Genomic DNA, 14,606 nt, shown 5'->3' on the forward strand with positions numbered 1-14,606 from the left:
TATGCATAATGACTATGCGCCTGCGCTGACGCGCCGTCCAATGCGCGATCGTTAAAAAGCGAAAACGATCACAAATTAGCCTGCGTTGTGATTTTGATCATCCTGGTTAACAATACCGGGCAGATTCAGAGAGGGAAAAACCGATGGCAAAACAGGATGAACAGCGACTGATGGTGAAGATTGCCACGCTTTACTATGTCGAAGGGCTGAAGCAGTCAGAGATTGCACAGTCGCTGACCCTATCGCAATCATTTGTCTCACGCATTCTTAATCGCAGCGTGAAAGAGGGGGTGGTCAAGATCAGCGTGGTGCCACCGGCCAACGTCTATCCGGAACTGGAAAAGGCGATTGAGCAGACCTACAACCTGCCGCAGGCGATTGTGGTGGATGTGCCGGATCAGGCCTCGCCGCTGCAGATTAAACAGGCGATTGGTTCGGCGGCTGCTCACTATCTGGAGACCCGGCTGCGCAACGATGAGCTGATTGGTATTTCGTCGTGGAGCGGCACTATCCGGGCGATGGTGGATGCACTGCATCCGCTCAACAGCGCCTGTAAGGGCGTGATCCAGCTGCTGGGCGGCGTCGGAGCCAACGGCAACGTGCAGGCCACCATTCTGACCCAGAATCTGGCGGCGCTGCTGAACTGCCCTGCCTGGCTACTGCCGTCGCAGTCGATTGAGCATTCGGTCAGCGATCGCCAGCGGCTGTCGGCCAATGCCGAGGTTGCCGAAGTGCTGAGTAAATTTGAGCAGGTCGATCTGGCGATTGTCGGCATCGGCGATCTGGAGCCGTCAGCGCTGCTGCGCAATTCTGGCAACTACTACGATGGCAAAATGCTGCAGACGCTGGCGGCACGCGGTGCGGTCGGTGATATCTGCCTGCACTATTTTGACGCCTGTGGCCAGCCGGTATTGAAAGCTGAAGAAGATCCGGTGATCGGAATGGAACTGGCGCAGGTGAAACAGTGCGCGCAGGTCGTCGGACTGGCTGGCGGACGGGAGAAAGCGCAGGCGATTCGCGGTGCGCTATTGGGCGGTTATATCAAGGTGCTGATTATTGACTATCCCACGGCCCGGCTGCTGCTCACGCCGCAGGCGTAGTCAAAACCGGTCAGATGGTGCGGTAAGCGGTGGTGACTTTCCAGAGATAGCGCGGTGCCTGCGCCGCCGGATGCCTGTTCTGCACATGCTGATAGAACTCATCCGGTGACATGGCGTTGATCATCGCAATGGCCCGATCGCGGTCGCGGGAAAATGTTCGCAGCAGCGCACCGGCACCGTTGGCATAAGAGACGATGGTGGCGTAGCGCAGGGTCAGCGGATCGCGGATGCCCGACAGCGCAGAGTCCTGCAGGATGCGGATATAGGCGGTGCCGATATCAATATTTTTGGCCGGATCGCGCAACTCGGCATTCGACGGCTGACCCCGGCGGCCCAGCGTGCGATAGACTTCACGTCCCGCGGTCGACGCTTTAATCTGCATCAGCCCGACCGCATTGGAACGGCTCACTACGCCCGGATTTCCACCCGATTCGACACTGATAATGGCGCTGATCAACTTCTCATCAACGCCATAATGACTGGCGGCATCTTCGGTAAACATGGCCCAGGTTCCATTGACGCTGGAAGGCGGTGCCTGCGTTAACGGCGTGTTGCGCTGCTTAACGGCATGGTGCGGTGGCTCGCTGGTACAGCCAGTCAGGAGTAACGCCGAGAGTATAAGGTGTCGGATTTTCAGCAATTTTTCGTCTCATCGCGATTGTGGCGAATGCTATCATACCCAGGCAGCCTGAGAGCAAAATTACCGTTTATCCTAAATACACGATTATGCGGCGCGCACCGTGACTTCAGCGGGCTTTTTCGCCATCATCGCCGTCAGTCATGTGCGCTAACAGCAGGAAAGTATGATGATTTCACGTTCAGTTCGTCTTATCTCCCCTTCCGGTTACTGTCATAATCAGCCTGCGGCACTGCAGGGCATTGCACGACTGCGCGCGGCGGGCCATCAGGTGGAGAACGAGCAGGTGATCACCCGCCGTTTTCAGCGCTTCGCCGGAACGGACGCAGAGCGCCTTGAGGATATCAACCAGCTTGCCAGCCTCACTACGCTGCCCGACGTGGTGCTGGCGGTGCGCGGCGGTTATGGGGCCAGCCGGTTACTGGCGTCCATCGACTACGTCGCCCTGCAACGCCGTCTGCTGAATCAGCCGCTGGCGCTGTGCGGCCACAGCGACTTTACCGCGATTCAGCTGGCTCTGCTGGCGCAGGTCGGCCTGATTACCTTCAGTGCACCGATGCTGGCCGGTAACTTCGGTGCCGCGACCTTATCTGAATTTACCCTGCACCACTTCTGGCAGGCACTGACATCACCTACAGTAGAGGTGAAATGGCAGAGCGAAACGCCAGATCAGGGTGACTGGCAGGGTACGCTGTGGGGCGGAAATCTGGCGATGATCTGCTCTCTGATCGGCACGCCGTGGATGCCGCAGATTGAGAACGGCATTCTGGTGATAGAAGATGTCAATGAGCATCCGTTCCGCATTGAACGCATGCTGATTCAGCTGGAGCAGAGCGGCATTCTGGCGCGACAGCGGGCAATCGTCACAGGCAGCTTCACCAGCACAACCCTGTCGGACTATGACAATGGGTTTGATTTCAGTACCGTCTGGCAGCGCGTGCGTGATACTACCGATCTGCCGGTGATCTGTGGATTAGATTTTGGACATGCCGCTGACACCGTCACACTGCCGCTGGGCGCCAGCGCACGATTAGCGGTCAGCCAGGGCAACGCCCATTTGCAGGCGACCGGGCATCCCGTCCTGCGGGAATAGAGAGCGTTTCAGGAGATCGACATTGAAGCCGTTGTATGACGATTTGTGGATCTCAACCCCGGAATTCCCGGTGGAAGATGCCGTTAATGACCTGATGATGCATGGCTTTATGCTGCGTCACCCGCGCGGCAATCTGCTGATTGGCCGCGTAGAAAATCCGCTCGATCATGAAGTGATTGCCGATACCGGCGGCGTGATCCGTCACTATCTGACCCACTGGCACGAATCCGCGCCCGGTGCGGCAGTGATCCAGCAGCGGTTTAGCAGCGCGCTCTACTGCCACAGCCGCTCATTAGGCCCTATCAGTCGTTTTGCGGAGCCGGATGACACCTTTTCGCAGCCGGAGACACATTTCGGCGATTTCCATCTGCTGCCAACGCCCGGACACACGCCGGGTAGTTGCAGCTTTCTCTATACCTCGCCGCTGGGGCTAACCTATCTGTTTGTCGGCGATACCGTGACCCGCTCTCATGACAACTGGATCACGGTGCTGGTGCCGGACAGTAATCCGGCTGAGCTGAGTCAGACGCTGGAATTTTATCGCTCGCTACGTCCCGACGTGGTACTGATGAGTACCACGCGCGGCCATCTTTCCTGGAAAAAAGTGACGCTGCAAAGCTGGCTGGCTGCCATTGATGAAGCTGAACAGCATCCCCTGGATCTGCGGGAAAATCCGCTGTTCTGATTACAGTTCTTTGGTCAGATAGTGCCGCTGATGATGATCCATGTAGTTCGCCAGTGTAAGCCGCAGGGTATAGCCGAGTTTTTCGTAAAACGGCCGCGCCTGAAAACTGGCGGTATCTACCTGTGCATAGCGGCAGCCGCGATCCCGCGCCTCCTGCTCGGCAGCCTGAATCAGCCTGCTGCCTGCCCCCTGCCCGCGTAGCGCCTCACTCACCCAGAGCATATCAATCCGCAGCCAGTTACCGGTCGTTGAGCCGGTCAGTCCGGCCAGCTTTTTACCCTGCTCATCACGGATAAACACGCCAATTGACCTGATCGTATTCACATCAATAAATTTGCTGTTGAAGGCATTGAGAGCCAGCCTGACCTCATCCAGATCCTGCGCAGTAACGTTGTCGGTAATCTCAGGTTGCATAGTGGCTCCAGGGGGTTAACTGTCGGAACGCTGACGATCGTCGTAACGCTCCAGGGTCAGCGCATCCACATCGCGTTTTTCGCTGCGGCTGCAGGGCAGCAGTTTATCGCTGTCGCGGTAAACAAAGAAGGTTGCCTGGCTGCGCTGGTTCACAATCAGCTGATCGCCATTGCGAAAGCGGGTAATCGCCACCTGATCGCCCGCTTCTAAGCGGGTTCGCTGCTGACCGGCGGCAATCTGGAAATGATTTTCCGGCCACATCAGGGTGGTTAAACCATATTCGGCACGTGAAACTGTCATGGTCGGCCGACCGGGACAGTTAAGCTGAAATTCGGTTTCACTCCAGGCGGGTGCGATATGACAGGCCAGCAGGCCCAGGGCAATTAACGCTGCCTTCATGCTGTGTCTCCACTGATTTCATTGAGAATTTTCTTAGCTTAACATAGAAAAACCAGAGGAGAGGCGTGAGGGGAGCGTGACTAAGACCATTAAAAGGTGGAATCGGTGTGCGAAAAAACCTGAAAGTTGAGAAAAGATAAAGTAATCCGGCCAGCCTGACAGCGTACCCGCCTGGCCGGATTGTGACTATTCGGCAGCGACCTCGGCGGCCACTAACATCAGCGCCAGCCCGGCATTTTCGCTATCATAAGCCTGCATGGCTGCACGAATATTCGCTGAGCAGGCGAGCACCTGTTGCTTCTTATCGGCTTCCAGCTCGTCAATCGCGTGGCGAATAATCATTAGACTTGCTTCTTCTTCTTTCATCATTTATCCCTGGATTTGCCTAAGTGGTGCGCAAAGGAGCCAAGAATACCGTTTATTGATAAGCAAAGTCACCCCTTTACATTCCTGTTGCTTAACGATTAAACAAATCACAAACAGGAAGCGTAGCGGAAACTGCTATAATTACGTGATTGGTGGTGCAACAGGATAGACTCTGCGCCACGACACTCCCAGGGATTGAAGCAGGTAGAAAATCATGATGCGACTCAGCATTTTTATCCTCATCGCGTTGGTGACTGGATGTTCATCTGGCCCGAAAGGGGTGGAATGTCCGGGTGAGGTCTCGACAATTTATGGTCAGTCGATGGGACAGACACAGGGCGTGATTTTTGACCTGGTTAACAGCTTTACCGTGACACGAGACAATGTCAGCGTTAACAGTGGCCCGCTGCAGTCGCTGGATCGGTTTAAATATGTCCCCTCCGCCGTGACGCATGAAGGTTACTTTGCGCAGCGCCTGTCAGATAAGCAGTTCCGCCTGATTAATCCTTATCAGGACACCCAAATCACCTGGACCTGTCCATAAGGGATGAATCCTGCTGCCAGATGGTTTATTGTCAGGAAACGTCAAGCAGCAGGGTTCCCCGATGGAAAAGCGTCTGGATAACAACGGTTATATCGACTTCCCCTTCCCCGCTACGCGCAATGCGGATGGCTCGGTTAATCCCTGTGGCTTTGATCTGACGCTGGAAACCGGTCGCCTTGAAGAGATCGTCGTACTGAATCGCTCAGCGAATCTGCGGCGACTGGTCGAGGAGGTTAATCTGCAGGAGGGGCTGTTTATGACCCTGGCCTGTGACTGGCAGCAGCAGGAAGATGCGGTCTGTGGTTTTATCGATGTGGCTTTTCGTCCCGACCTGCCGCAGCACGGTCACCAGGAAGCCCTGCAGCTGGAGGCGAGCTTTCACCATTACCTGACCGGACAGGAGCAGCAACATCAACTGCCCGCCGGGACACTGGTCAACTATGCCCGTTCGGTACTCGACTGGAGCTGGTCGCCGCTGCATCAGCGTCAGCGCGATTACGAAAAAATCACTATCCAGTTCTATTGTCCGCAGGCCGATGACGCCGAATGGTGTTTTGACCATCTGCGTCATTTCCTGGTGAGCGTCTATCCGACCTGCATCGCCGGCCGTTCGCTCTGATCCCCACTTCTCCCGGAGTCGCTATGCGTTCTGCTGCGCTGTCTGTTTTTACGCTGTTCTGCTCGCTGTTTTTTGCCGCGTCGGCCCAGGCCGATCGCTGCCAGCAAATCCGCGCCGGTCTGGATATCGGTTCCGGTACCACCAAAATTGCGGTGGCGCGCGTCAATGTCTGCCAGCAGCGTATCGAAAAAGTGCTGTATCAGGATCAGCGCGCCGTGGCCTGGAACGACGCATTAGCCCATTCAGCGGATAACCAGCTGAGTCCGGCAGTCACCCACGAAGGTGCCGCCGCACTGCAGCAGCTGGTCGCGCACGCACAGCGCTTTCATCCACAGCGAATCAGCGGCGTGGCGACGGCAGTGTTTCGCAATGCCAGCAACGGTCAGGCCGTAATTGAACAGTTGCAGCGCCAGAGTGGTGCGCAAATCAGCATTATTTCGCAGCAGCAGGAAGCGATGCTTGGCTTTCTCTCTGCCAAAGCCGCGCTTAACGATCCGGCAGTACGGGATGAGCAGTTGCTGGTCTGGGATATTGGCGGTGGGTCAATGCAGATGACGGCATGGCGACAGCAGGCGGGCAAGCCGGTAGCGGATATTTACCAGGGCAGACTGGCCTCAGTGACGCTGAAAAACTTTATCCTGACGGTGCTGAAGAACAGCCCGGAGGCTAAATCGCCCAACCCGATTGGTTCCTGGCGGCAGTCGGTGCTGCGCTTTGTGCAGTTTTACGCGACTAACGAAGTCAGCCCGCAGATCAAACAGGATGTGGCCGGTCGTCGGGTGATTGGGATCGGAGGCGTACACGGTTTTTCGATTCGCAATCAGTTACCGGGTAAACCCAACCACTATACGCTGGCGACCCTGAGCCAGCTCTCGCAGCAGCAGGTCTGGAAAGGCGACAGCGAATTGCAGGGTGACTACCGCGCCACTGACGTGAGTAACCTATTACTGGTGGAAGGGTATATGCAGGCGCTGAAAATGGATGAGGTGGAGATTGTTGAGGCCAGCCTGATTCAGGGCGTGCTGCTGCAATAGCGCAACGCTTCCACACTTCGCTACACGTCAGATTTAACCAGCCGGATAGCGTGATCCAGCATCCGCTGCTCATCCCGTTCACTGTGGGCGCGCTGCTGGCGGATACGCTTAAGCAGGTCGTAGATTTCGCCACGCCGGGTGTCATGACCGCGCTCCATCAGCACAATGACTGCATCGCCAATAACGCGGCAGACTTCATCATAGTCATCATCATTCAGTGCATCACGTTTCATCGTTTCTCCTCCGGCTGTGAGTTTCTTCTCAAAAGGCTAGACAGGAAATGGCGGGCCCGCAAATGCAGCGCCATTAACAGCCGGAAATGATTTTTTAGGCCCTTATCGGGCGCTGGCGGAGCAGAACTCACTATCTTTGCTACGCTTTGAGAGTCTTACTCAAAACCAAGGAGCATTTAAATGTCAGGAAAAATCGAAGATAAAGTAAAAGAAGCGGCTGGCGCAGTTCAGGAACAATGGGGTGCAGCAACCGGTTCATCTGAGCATCAGGCTAAAGGCGCAGCGCGTCGTTACACCAATCAGGCAAGCTATGCTGCACGTGATGCTGCTGAGACCATTCGCGATCAGGTTCAATCCAATCCTGCTGCCGGTCTGGCCATTGCTGCAGGCGTTGGCGTATTTATCGGCTTCCTGCTGGGTCGTAAGTAATACCGCCACACGTCGACAGAACGGGAGCCACTGGCTTCCGTTTTTTTTGGCTTTAGCTGACTGCATGCTGAGAAACATCTGAAAGATAAGCCTTCACAGGCCAGCGCACGGTGAGTCTTCAGTCTTAATTACGTTCTCTTTCTGACAACATCAAGGTGACCTTATGAAAACGATACCTGCTTTGCTGCTGGTGGCAGCGACCTTAACCTCTCTGGCGGGCTGCTCACATAAAAGCGACGCGATTAAAGAAGATGGCCGTCCCCATGCGCCAAGTGGCCAGTCATCACCGGGCGGTACGCTGGGTTCAGGCCCGGTGGGTCAGCCACAGTCGTAATACCCTGCCCCGGCACACGTGCCGGGGTTTGTTTCTCTTTTTTTATATTGAATAGCACCCGTAAAATAAATCCTCTGATAGTTAACCTGCTAGTAATTAAGTGCGGGATTAAAAATATGGAATATCATTATTATAAGAATTGTCCCAATTCTTTTCGCTAATTTCCTACCTCTTTTACACAATTTTGTATATATACCCTGAATAAACAACACTAAAAATGTGGAAACAGTTTAAACAAATACTCTACGGAGAATAAAAAATATTTCTCCCTACTGAACTTTAGACGTAAGAATATTCTCTAATAATGCACAACACCTTTTGTTTAATATTATTGATGCATTAAAGAGAATTCAGCCGTGAAGAAAAGAAAGATTTATCTGATAGACCGACTTTTAACGCTTTATTCTCGATTTTCAGGCAGAACAAAACTGCAGGCCCTGCAGGCCCTGACACCCGGCACAGTCGTGATTTACTCCACCACGGCACTGGGCGATTTTCTGATGAATACGCCGGCTATCTGGAGCCTGAAAAATCGCTTTCCCACCAGCAAATTTATTCTGGTTTCCAGCAAGAAAAATAAGGATCTGGTCAGTCGTTATAACTGGTTCGATAAGATCTATATCTGGGATAACAAAGTGGCGAATTTCCTGCCGCTATTTTTCAAACTGCGTCGCCAGAAACCTGATCTGTCAGTGATATTACACGCCCATTTCCCTTACGATATTATGAGTTCGGTGCTGACCGGCAGTAAAGCAATTGTGCGCGATCATTACGGCAGCGAATCCCCTGTACTGAATAAATATCTTGATCACTATTCAGGTTATTTCGACGACCACACCATTAAGCGTAAGCTGAAACTGATTGAAGCGCTGGGTGCAGAGACAGAGCAGACCCGGATGCATCTTCCCGAGGTAACGAGCAGCTCGGCTGCAACGGCCAGCCATCGCCGTATCGGTTTTCAGTTAGGCGCATCAAAAGATATTCGCCGCTGGCCGCTGGCTTCATTCAGCCAGCTGGCGACCGCGTTGCTCGAACGCTGGCCTGACGCTGAAATCATTGTCACCGGTACGGCTGCTGAGCAGCCTCTTGAGAAACAATTTATCGAAAGCCTGCCGCTGCACTGCCGTAAGCGTGTGACGCCAATGGCGGGCAAAACGAATCTCAGCGGCCTGATTACGCTGATCCGCACGCTGAACGTGCTGGTCACCGGCGATACCGGCCCACTGCACATCGCCGTGGCGGCACAGACGCCAACGGTCAGCCTGTTCTCTACCGCCAATCCACGCTATACCGGCCCCTGCCAGGACAGCGATCGCCATATTGTTATTCATCGCCCGGATAAAACGGCGACACAGCATCCGATGGCGTCGATCAAGGCTGAAGAAGTCGAGCAGGCCGTGGCGAAACTGGTGGGATAATGAACGAGCTTTCTCACGCCATTATGGCGCTGATTGAATACCACAATCAGCCAACCGCCCTGGGCGGGTTCCGGAAAGTGGATCGGGCGGGTTTTCATCTGCAGCAGCTGCCACTGAATGAAGTGGAGTTTGCGATTCTGATGAATGATTTTTTTGCCACGTTCAACGTCTGCTCTGAGCATTATGATGATGCCCGCTATTTTCCGGCGGCGCACCTGCGGCGAATGACACCAATGAAGTGGTTTAAATCTGGCGGATATTGTCCCGTAACGGTCGCGATGTTATGTGAAGCGGCCAGCCGTGGACGCTGGCCTGAAGCAGATTACTGAATAATCATATGGACGAAGGCATCATAGACCTCGCGGCTGCTCAACGCGTTGACCTCACGTGACGCCGGTTGCAGCACCTGATAGTTGACCTTCCACGGATGCCAGCACGCCGGATCGCTGTCACCAAACAGCGCCACCACCGGCAGGCCCAGTGCGGCACCGATGTGCATTGCTCCGCCATCACTGCTCACCAGCCCCTGACATAACGACATAGCCGCAATCAGCTGTGGCAGGCTGGTAGTTGCTACCGCCTTTATCGGCAGGTGCGGACAGAGCGCCATGATTTCACGCGCTTTTTCATCATCCCCCGGATGACGCGGATTATCGCGGCTGCCAGGTGACCAGAGCAGCATGATCTGGCAGGGATGATGCGCCGCGATCTTCTCCGCCAGCCCGGCAAACCGCGTGGCTTCCCACTGCTGACTTGGCTTACGGGCGCTGATCTGGAGTGCATAGATCGGAAGAGCAGAATCAATCGCACAGGTGTCTCGCAGGCTGGCCGCAATAGCCGCATCCGGCCGCAGGGTCAGTTTACCTGGCGCAGTGGCGCTGAGACGCAAATCCCTCCCCAGGCTAAACAGGGTTTCGCTGATATGACAGGGTGACTGGCTGGGCGGCGGCAGTAAATCGCTGATCAGCGGATGCGGCTGCTTCCCCAGCGCGATCACTCTGGCGGGACGTACGATTTTAACCCACTTCAGGCCATGCTGATCCCAGCGGCTTTTGGCCAGAATCACTATGTCGTAACGTTGCTTTTTCAGATTCAGCATCAGCTTCAGTCGCTGTAACACACAGGCCAGTCGTCCCTGCCCTGCCTCACGGTGATGCAACTTGGTGTAATAGAAGAGCTGCCGGATATAGGGGTTATGCTGTAACACGGGCGCAGCGTAGTTGTTAGTCAGTACATCGACCTCATACTGGCCCGACTGCGCCAGCGCACTGATGAGCGGCGTGGTCAGCAAGGTATCGCCAATATTATCCCGACAAATAATTAAAACCCGCATGTCTGACATCCTCTGCGCACAGGCTACGCCGTTCTGGCTGAATAAAAGTGAGACTCGCACAATTAACGTCTCTGAAGCGCTAACGTAACGGCATAAGTCAGCAAATTAGTCAGCGCAGATTGAGGTTGGTTCCATGGTCGCCGTATTGTGGAAAGCCGATGGGTGCTTTTCAGGCAAGTGAAATGCCTCACACATCCGCCGGATGATTGATTTAACAACACCCATGCTAAGGCGTCAGCGTAAAGAAGGAGGAAAGGCCGCGAATGGCGGCCTGACGTGGTGGTTACATTACCGTTATATTAGCTGGCGCTATTTTTCAGCAGGCTGATGGCCAGCCTCATAACGGGTTCAGGTTCAATGCCGGTGAACATGCGGTGAATTTTTTCAGTAATGGCCTCGCGGGTTACCGGCTTATCTTCAGCCACAATTTCCATCACAGCCTGACCAAACAGCAGTCGACATGCCGCAATGGCATCACTTACAGCCTCATCATCCATAATATTCTCCCTGTGTATCGGCAGAAGAGTACACTCCTGCGGCAGCGGGATCATGCTGAACTGTTTATTTTGCGGCACAGATTACAAAAATGAATCCTGTGAAACGCGCGGAGAGCCTGGCGCGTAACCGTTAATGCCGGGCACTGACCTGAAGCAGGGGTTATTAACAAAGAGTGTCGTTCAACAGATCAAGAGCAACATTATAAATCATTGCAGGCTGCGCATCAGGTAACATTACCTTTATCTTTGCTTCCAGTGCGCGGTTAGTTACTGGCTGATTATCTGCTAATAATTCCAGCACAGCCTGCCCAAACATCAGGCGACAGATATAAATCGCGTCTTTTGTATAATTAGCGTCCATAAATCCTCCTTATGAGTGAGCTATTACAGTAACGATATTCAGTCACAAACAGATGCCAGTTTTGCGTTCACGGTTTCTTTTGTAGTGGCATCAGATAATGCATTTTGCAGAAATATTAAAATATTCAGTCGCAGGTAAGAATTTTTCAGGATGTTGATAATGAAAAGTAATTCAGTCATACGTTGAAGGGGACGCTAATCGCCCCTTATTTACTGAGTCAGCAGAGCATCAATGCTGACCACGTCATGGCTGAAGAGGCGAAGAAGGAGAGAATGGAAAAGTGTGAAAAGCGGATACAAAAAAAAGCCCACATCGTGTTTAACGCAATGTGGGCTTAAGCAGACGTTACATATTTTCGATGATCGCGTCACCAAACTCGGAACATTTCAGCAGTTTATCGCCATCCATCAGGCGTCCGAAATCGTAAGTCACGGTCTTGTTAGCGATAGCGTCTTCAACACCTTTAACAATCAGGTCAGCCGCTTTGAACCACTCCAGGTGACGCAGCATTACCCTAATATCAGGAGGTTAATCTATTGATTTAGTGCGATAAAAAACTTAACTGGGGTAGTTCAAACTGTTTTTTATGTGAGGGATTAAGCTATATAGATTTTTGAATTTATTAGGGTTTTGCAGAAAAATCCACTGATAATCTAGCCCGCCACTGAGCGGGTTATTTGTGGTCAGCCCGGCAGTTGACGCTGCCGGGATTTTTAACCAGCCTCACATTTTAGTGAATGTTATGCTTGAGCAACATAATAGCCACATCGTAAACCAGTTCGGGCTTGCAGTCGGGAAGCATTTTCTTCACTTTATCTTCCAGGGCAACCTTGGTTAACAGCTGATCATCGCTGAGCAATTCCAGCACCGCTTGACCAAATATCAACCGACAGATGTGGATTGCATCTTTTGTATATTTATCTTCCATAACACCTCCTCCCGTAAGCGATGCCACAATACGAAGAAGCAGATTCGACCTTATCTGACAGTGCGTTTTTTAAGCAAAGAAGCCACAAAGCAATAAAGTTGAATAACAATTAAATTTATTGAATTTACAGGCCGGTGGATGAGTTTTCCATTCTTGCCGCAGGACTGACAGTGCAATGCTGGCAGCCAGATTATCGCGGCGCTCTGATAGCGCCACAACCACGCTGGCGATTGCCTCCTGCGTCACCGTTTCACCTCTGGCCACCAGCTGCCAGACAGCCTCGCCCATAGTCATGTCAGGCTATGCTGCCTTATAAATAGCTTCTTCAAATCCATTTTCTATATTCCGACTCCTGTTCAAAGAAAACCATTTAAACGTTGTGTTAAACTGATCACAAAATTGTAGCACCTCTTCCAAATTATATTGATCAAACGCACCACTGAAACGATTAACGTATTTACATATAAAGATTTTTTTAATAATTTGAAAACACTAATCATGGATTGATCATAGGAAATGGCTAATGCAATACAGCAACCAGGTAATAGGATTTTTACAAGGAAATGACATTTTAGCTAAAAATCTCGACAACGCTCTTTTAGGCGTCAAAGAAGCAGTCTCAAACCAGATTGATACTATAGGTGCAGGTGCCAGACGCGCGCTCTATTACACTTCCTGCTTTACCGATGCCTATAACGATGTTTGCCAGCAACAAAAGACTGAGGATGCTCGATTCGTAAAAGGTATTTACCATATTTTGCGACATGAAGACATTGTTTATGAAATGCTCACAATCTACTTTAATGAGGTATTTCGCCATAAAACATCTGAACAGTTAGAATAGATCAAACGTTTGTTGATGGGGGTGAATATTCATATCGCCGCTAGCTCCCTGACTAATCACGGATTTGTGTTGGCGACGGCAGCCGCCGTTTCTCTCGGATTGTATTTTAATCTAGACATGGCCGCACTTACAGGGCGATTTACAGGTGGTATTATATTGCTATCAGGTCTTTACGGCGTCGTACAAAACGCTGCTGACAGTGCTCATCGATTAAGTATTCAGTCCCCTACTTATCACAATGCTCTTTATACACAAGAACTTGAAATGATGTATTTCTTAATAGAGCCATTATTTAAACGCGCTGGTGCTTTCCAGCAACCCCTATCGGATAAAAATATAGCAAACATTATCACCAGGATGATAGGATAATGCTTTTGAATATTATTAAACGATTACTGAGGCGAGTTTTCACATCTCTAGTAGGGTTATACGCTCCACAGGCATTAATAATAACCTATGCAATGATTCAGATAAATTATTTTCCTGCCGCCCCGCTTTGGCTTGTGCCGGTTTTCGCCATAGCAGTTATATATATATTTAGTCGATATGTGAAATGGTAATTATAATTAAAATTTTTTTAAGCCGAATTTCCAGATCTTTAATCTCGGATTACGGACCGACAGCATTAACCATATTGTTCGCTCTGATTCAGGGTATGTTTTTCCCGGATAGTCCTATATAGCTAATCCCTCTATTCTTTGTATTTTTGATGGTTAGTTTATCAATATATGAAGTCTTAAAGCTCAAACGAAAGCAATAACATAAGATTTTATAAGGAAATAACATGTCTACACCAGCTCATTTATGGCTTGAATATGAAAACGGATCACCAATTGTTGGTAGTTGCCAGATGCCATTAAGGTTAGGCTCAATTGAATTAAAATCATTCTCACACGGCGTAACTATCCCTGTAGATCCCAGCTGGGGAAAATTAACAGGTACGCGTGTACACAGCCCCATTACAATAGTTAAAGAGTTTGATCAAACAACGCCACTCCTATACCGCGCTGTCTGCGAAGGCCGGACCATGAAGAAAGCGATAATCCGAATGTATCGTATTCTGGAATCTGGCATCGAAGCAGAATATTTCAATATCATTCTGGAAAACGTAAAATTTACAACGGTTGCGCCGTATCTGGCCCCTAACGGTATGAGTAGTACTCATCTCGAAACGCTCGAATTACATTATGAGGCGATTACATGGAAGTATACGGAGGGTAATGTAATTTACCGCGACACATGGAATCAACGAGCCACATATTGAACAAAAAAAGCCCGGCAATAGCCGGGCTGGTGTTGGCAGATAAAATTAAGAAAACTCTATAAAATCTCATTATT

General features: G+C 51.4%; 21 protein-coding genes and 2 pseudogenes. 12 read left to right on the top strand and 11 right to left on the bottom strand.

Annotation, left to right across the window (positions count from 1 at the left end; genetic code table 11):
- Positions 1 to 143 precede the first annotated feature (143 nt).
- Complete coding sequence (locus K6R05_RS11290; RefSeq protein ID WP_161736077.1) at positions 144 to 1,100, top strand: sugar-binding transcriptional regulator; 957 nt, start codon at positions 144 to 146, stop codon at positions 1,098 to 1,100.
- 10 nt (positions 1,101 to 1,110) lie between these two features.
- Here K6R05_RS11290 and emtA read toward each other — a convergent pair whose 3' ends face one another.
- Positions 1,111 to 1,740: a membrane-bound lytic murein transglycosylase EmtA gene (emtA, locus tag K6R05_RS11295; protein WP_161736078.1), complete on the bottom strand. Its 630-nt coding sequence runs from the start codon at positions 1,738 to 1,740 to the stop codon at positions 1,111 to 1,113.
- A 166-nt stretch (positions 1,741 to 1,906) separates the two neighbouring features.
- Here emtA and ldcA point away from each other — a divergent pair, with 166 nt between their 5' ends.
- Entirely contained in the window at positions 1,907 to 2,830 is a 924-nt protein-coding gene (ldcA, locus tag K6R05_RS11300; protein ID WP_202605041.1) for a muramoyltetrapeptide carboxypeptidase, read from the top strand.
- A 22-nt stretch (positions 2,831 to 2,852) separates the two neighbouring features.
- Positions 2,853 to 3,515: an MBL fold metallo-hydrolase gene (locus K6R05_RS11305; protein WP_033782762.1), complete on the top strand. Its 663-nt coding sequence runs from the start codon at positions 2,853 to 2,855 to the stop codon at positions 3,513 to 3,515.
- On the opposite strand, the gene K6R05_RS11310 is transcribed toward K6R05_RS11305, so the two are convergent.
- The 3 genes from K6R05_RS11310 to K6R05_RS11320 all read right to left on the bottom strand — a co-directional run bounded on the left by K6R05_RS11310 (position 3,516) and on the right by K6R05_RS11320 (position 4,694).
- Entirely contained in the window at positions 3,516 to 3,929 is a 414-nt protein-coding gene (locus K6R05_RS11310) for a GNAT family N-acetyltransferase (RefSeq protein ID WP_061062233.1), read from the bottom strand. It abuts the gene before it with no gap.
- A gap of 15 nt (positions 3,930 to 3,944) precedes the next feature.
- Positions 3,945 to 4,328 carry a hypothetical protein gene (locus K6R05_RS11315; RefSeq protein ID WP_135909190.1) on the bottom strand — a complete coding sequence of 128 codons (384 nt, stop codon included), beginning with the start codon at positions 4,326 to 4,328 and terminating at the stop codon, positions 3,945 to 3,947.
- Between the two features lie 186 nt (positions 4,329 to 4,514).
- Positions 4,515 to 4,694: a hypothetical protein gene (locus K6R05_RS11320; RefSeq protein WP_013357539.1), complete on the bottom strand. Its 180-nt coding sequence runs from the start codon at positions 4,692 to 4,694 to the stop codon at positions 4,515 to 4,517.
- Positions 4,695 to 4,908: 214 nt separating this feature from the next.
- Here K6R05_RS11320 and K6R05_RS11325 point away from each other — a divergent pair, with 214 nt between their 5' ends.
- The 3 genes from K6R05_RS11325 (at position 4,909) to K6R05_RS11335 (ending at position 6,891) form a co-directional block, all read left to right on the top strand.
- Positions 4,909 to 5,238 (top strand): hypothetical protein, encoded by a 330-nt coding sequence (locus K6R05_RS11325; protein ID WP_222924170.1) that lies wholly within the window; start codon positions 4,909 to 4,911, stop codon positions 5,236 to 5,238.
- A gap of 61 nt (positions 5,239 to 5,299) precedes the next feature.
- A complete protein-coding gene (locus tag K6R05_RS11330) occupies positions 5,300 to 5,857 on the top strand; it encodes a hypothetical protein (protein ID WP_161736081.1) in 558 nt (185 codons plus the stop codon).
- A 23-nt stretch (positions 5,858 to 5,880) separates the two neighbouring features.
- Positions 5,881 to 6,891, top strand: a complete 1,011-nt coding sequence (locus tag K6R05_RS11335) for a Ppx/GppA phosphatase family protein (RefSeq protein ID WP_161736082.1) — start codon at positions 5,881 to 5,883, stop codon at positions 6,889 to 6,891.
- A 20-nt stretch (positions 6,892 to 6,911) separates the two neighbouring features.
- Here K6R05_RS11335 and K6R05_RS11340 read toward each other — a convergent pair whose 3' ends face one another.
- Positions 6,912 to 7,124 (bottom strand): DUF2767 family protein, encoded by a 213-nt coding sequence (locus tag K6R05_RS11340; protein ID WP_161736083.1) that lies wholly within the window; start codon positions 7,122 to 7,124, stop codon positions 6,912 to 6,914.
- A gap of 180 nt (positions 7,125 to 7,304) precedes the next feature.
- On the opposite strand from K6R05_RS11340, the gene K6R05_RS11345 reads away from it, so the two are divergent.
- From K6R05_RS11345 to K6R05_RS11360, 4 genes are all read left to right on the top strand, one after another.
- Positions 7,305 to 7,553: an ElaB/YgaM/YqjD family protein gene (locus K6R05_RS11345; RefSeq protein ID WP_013357534.1), complete on the top strand. Its 249-nt coding sequence runs from the start codon at positions 7,305 to 7,307 to the stop codon at positions 7,551 to 7,553.
- A 163-nt stretch (positions 7,554 to 7,716) separates the two neighbouring features.
- On the top strand, positions 7,717 to 7,887 hold the full coding sequence (locus tag K6R05_RS11350; RefSeq protein WP_013357533.1) for a hypothetical protein: 171 nt from the start codon (positions 7,717 to 7,719) through the stop codon (positions 7,885 to 7,887).
- Between the two features lie 356 nt (positions 7,888 to 8,243).
- A complete protein-coding gene (locus K6R05_RS11355; protein ID WP_222924171.1) occupies positions 8,244 to 9,305 on the top strand; it encodes a glycosyltransferase family 9 protein in 1,062 nt (353 codons plus the stop codon).
- Positions 9,305 to 9,634: a DUF1493 family protein gene (locus K6R05_RS11360; RefSeq protein ID WP_161736982.1), complete on the top strand. Its 330-nt coding sequence runs from the start codon at positions 9,305 to 9,307 to the stop codon at positions 9,632 to 9,634. The genes K6R05_RS11355 and K6R05_RS11360 overlap by 1 nt, the downstream gene beginning before the upstream one ends.
- Here K6R05_RS11360 and K6R05_RS11365 read toward each other — a convergent pair.
- From K6R05_RS11365 to K6R05_RS11390, 6 genes and pseudogenes are all read right to left on the bottom strand, one after another.
- Positions 9,628 to 10,638, bottom strand: a complete 1,011-nt coding sequence (locus K6R05_RS11365; protein WP_222924172.1) for a glycosyltransferase family 9 protein — start codon at positions 10,636 to 10,638, stop codon at positions 9,628 to 9,630. The genes K6R05_RS11360 and K6R05_RS11365 overlap by 7 nt on opposite strands.
- Positions 10,639 to 10,937: 299 nt before the next feature.
- The gene (locus K6R05_RS11370) at positions 10,938 to 11,135 is read right to left on the bottom strand and encodes a hypothetical protein (protein WP_033732300.1); all 198 of its coding nucleotides are present in this window, start codon (positions 11,133 to 11,135) and stop codon (positions 10,938 to 10,940) included.
- Positions 11,136 to 11,298: 163 nt separating this feature from the next.
- Positions 11,299 to 11,496, bottom strand: a complete 198-nt coding sequence (locus K6R05_RS11375) for a hypothetical protein (RefSeq protein WP_161736980.1) — start codon at positions 11,494 to 11,496, stop codon at positions 11,299 to 11,301.
- 345 nt (positions 11,497 to 11,841) lie between these two features.
- Positions 11,842 to 12,009, bottom strand: a pseudogene (locus K6R05_RS11380) (isocitrate/isopropylmalate family dehydrogenase); the annotation flags it as partial.
- Between the two features lie 217 nt (positions 12,010 to 12,226).
- Positions 12,227 to 12,424, bottom strand: coding sequence for a hypothetical protein (locus K6R05_RS11385; RefSeq protein WP_222924173.1), 198 nt, complete (start codon positions 12,422 to 12,424; stop codon positions 12,227 to 12,229).
- Positions 12,425 to 12,493: 69 nt separating this feature from the next.
- On the bottom strand, positions 12,494 to 12,718 hold the full coding sequence (locus K6R05_RS11390; protein WP_222924174.1) for a hypothetical protein: 225 nt from the start codon (positions 12,716 to 12,718) through the stop codon (positions 12,494 to 12,496).
- A 229-nt stretch (positions 12,719 to 12,947) separates the two neighbouring features.
- On the opposite strand from K6R05_RS11390, the pseudogene K6R05_RS11395 reads away from it, so the two are divergent.
- Positions 12,948 to 13,637 (top strand): annotated as a pseudogene (locus K6R05_RS11395) (hypothetical protein).
- Between the two features lie 415 nt (positions 13,638 to 14,052).
- Positions 14,053 to 14,532 carry an Hcp family type VI secretion system effector gene (locus tag K6R05_RS11400; protein ID WP_222924175.1) on the top strand — a complete coding sequence of 160 codons (480 nt, stop codon included), beginning with the start codon at positions 14,053 to 14,055 and terminating at the stop codon, positions 14,530 to 14,532.
- Positions 14,533 to 14,606 lie beyond the last annotated feature (74 nt).

The organism is Pantoea alfalfae (assembly GCF_019880205.1).
Taxonomy (GTDB): domain Bacteria; phylum Pseudomonadota; class Gammaproteobacteria; order Enterobacterales; family Enterobacteriaceae; genus Pantoea; species Pantoea alfalfae.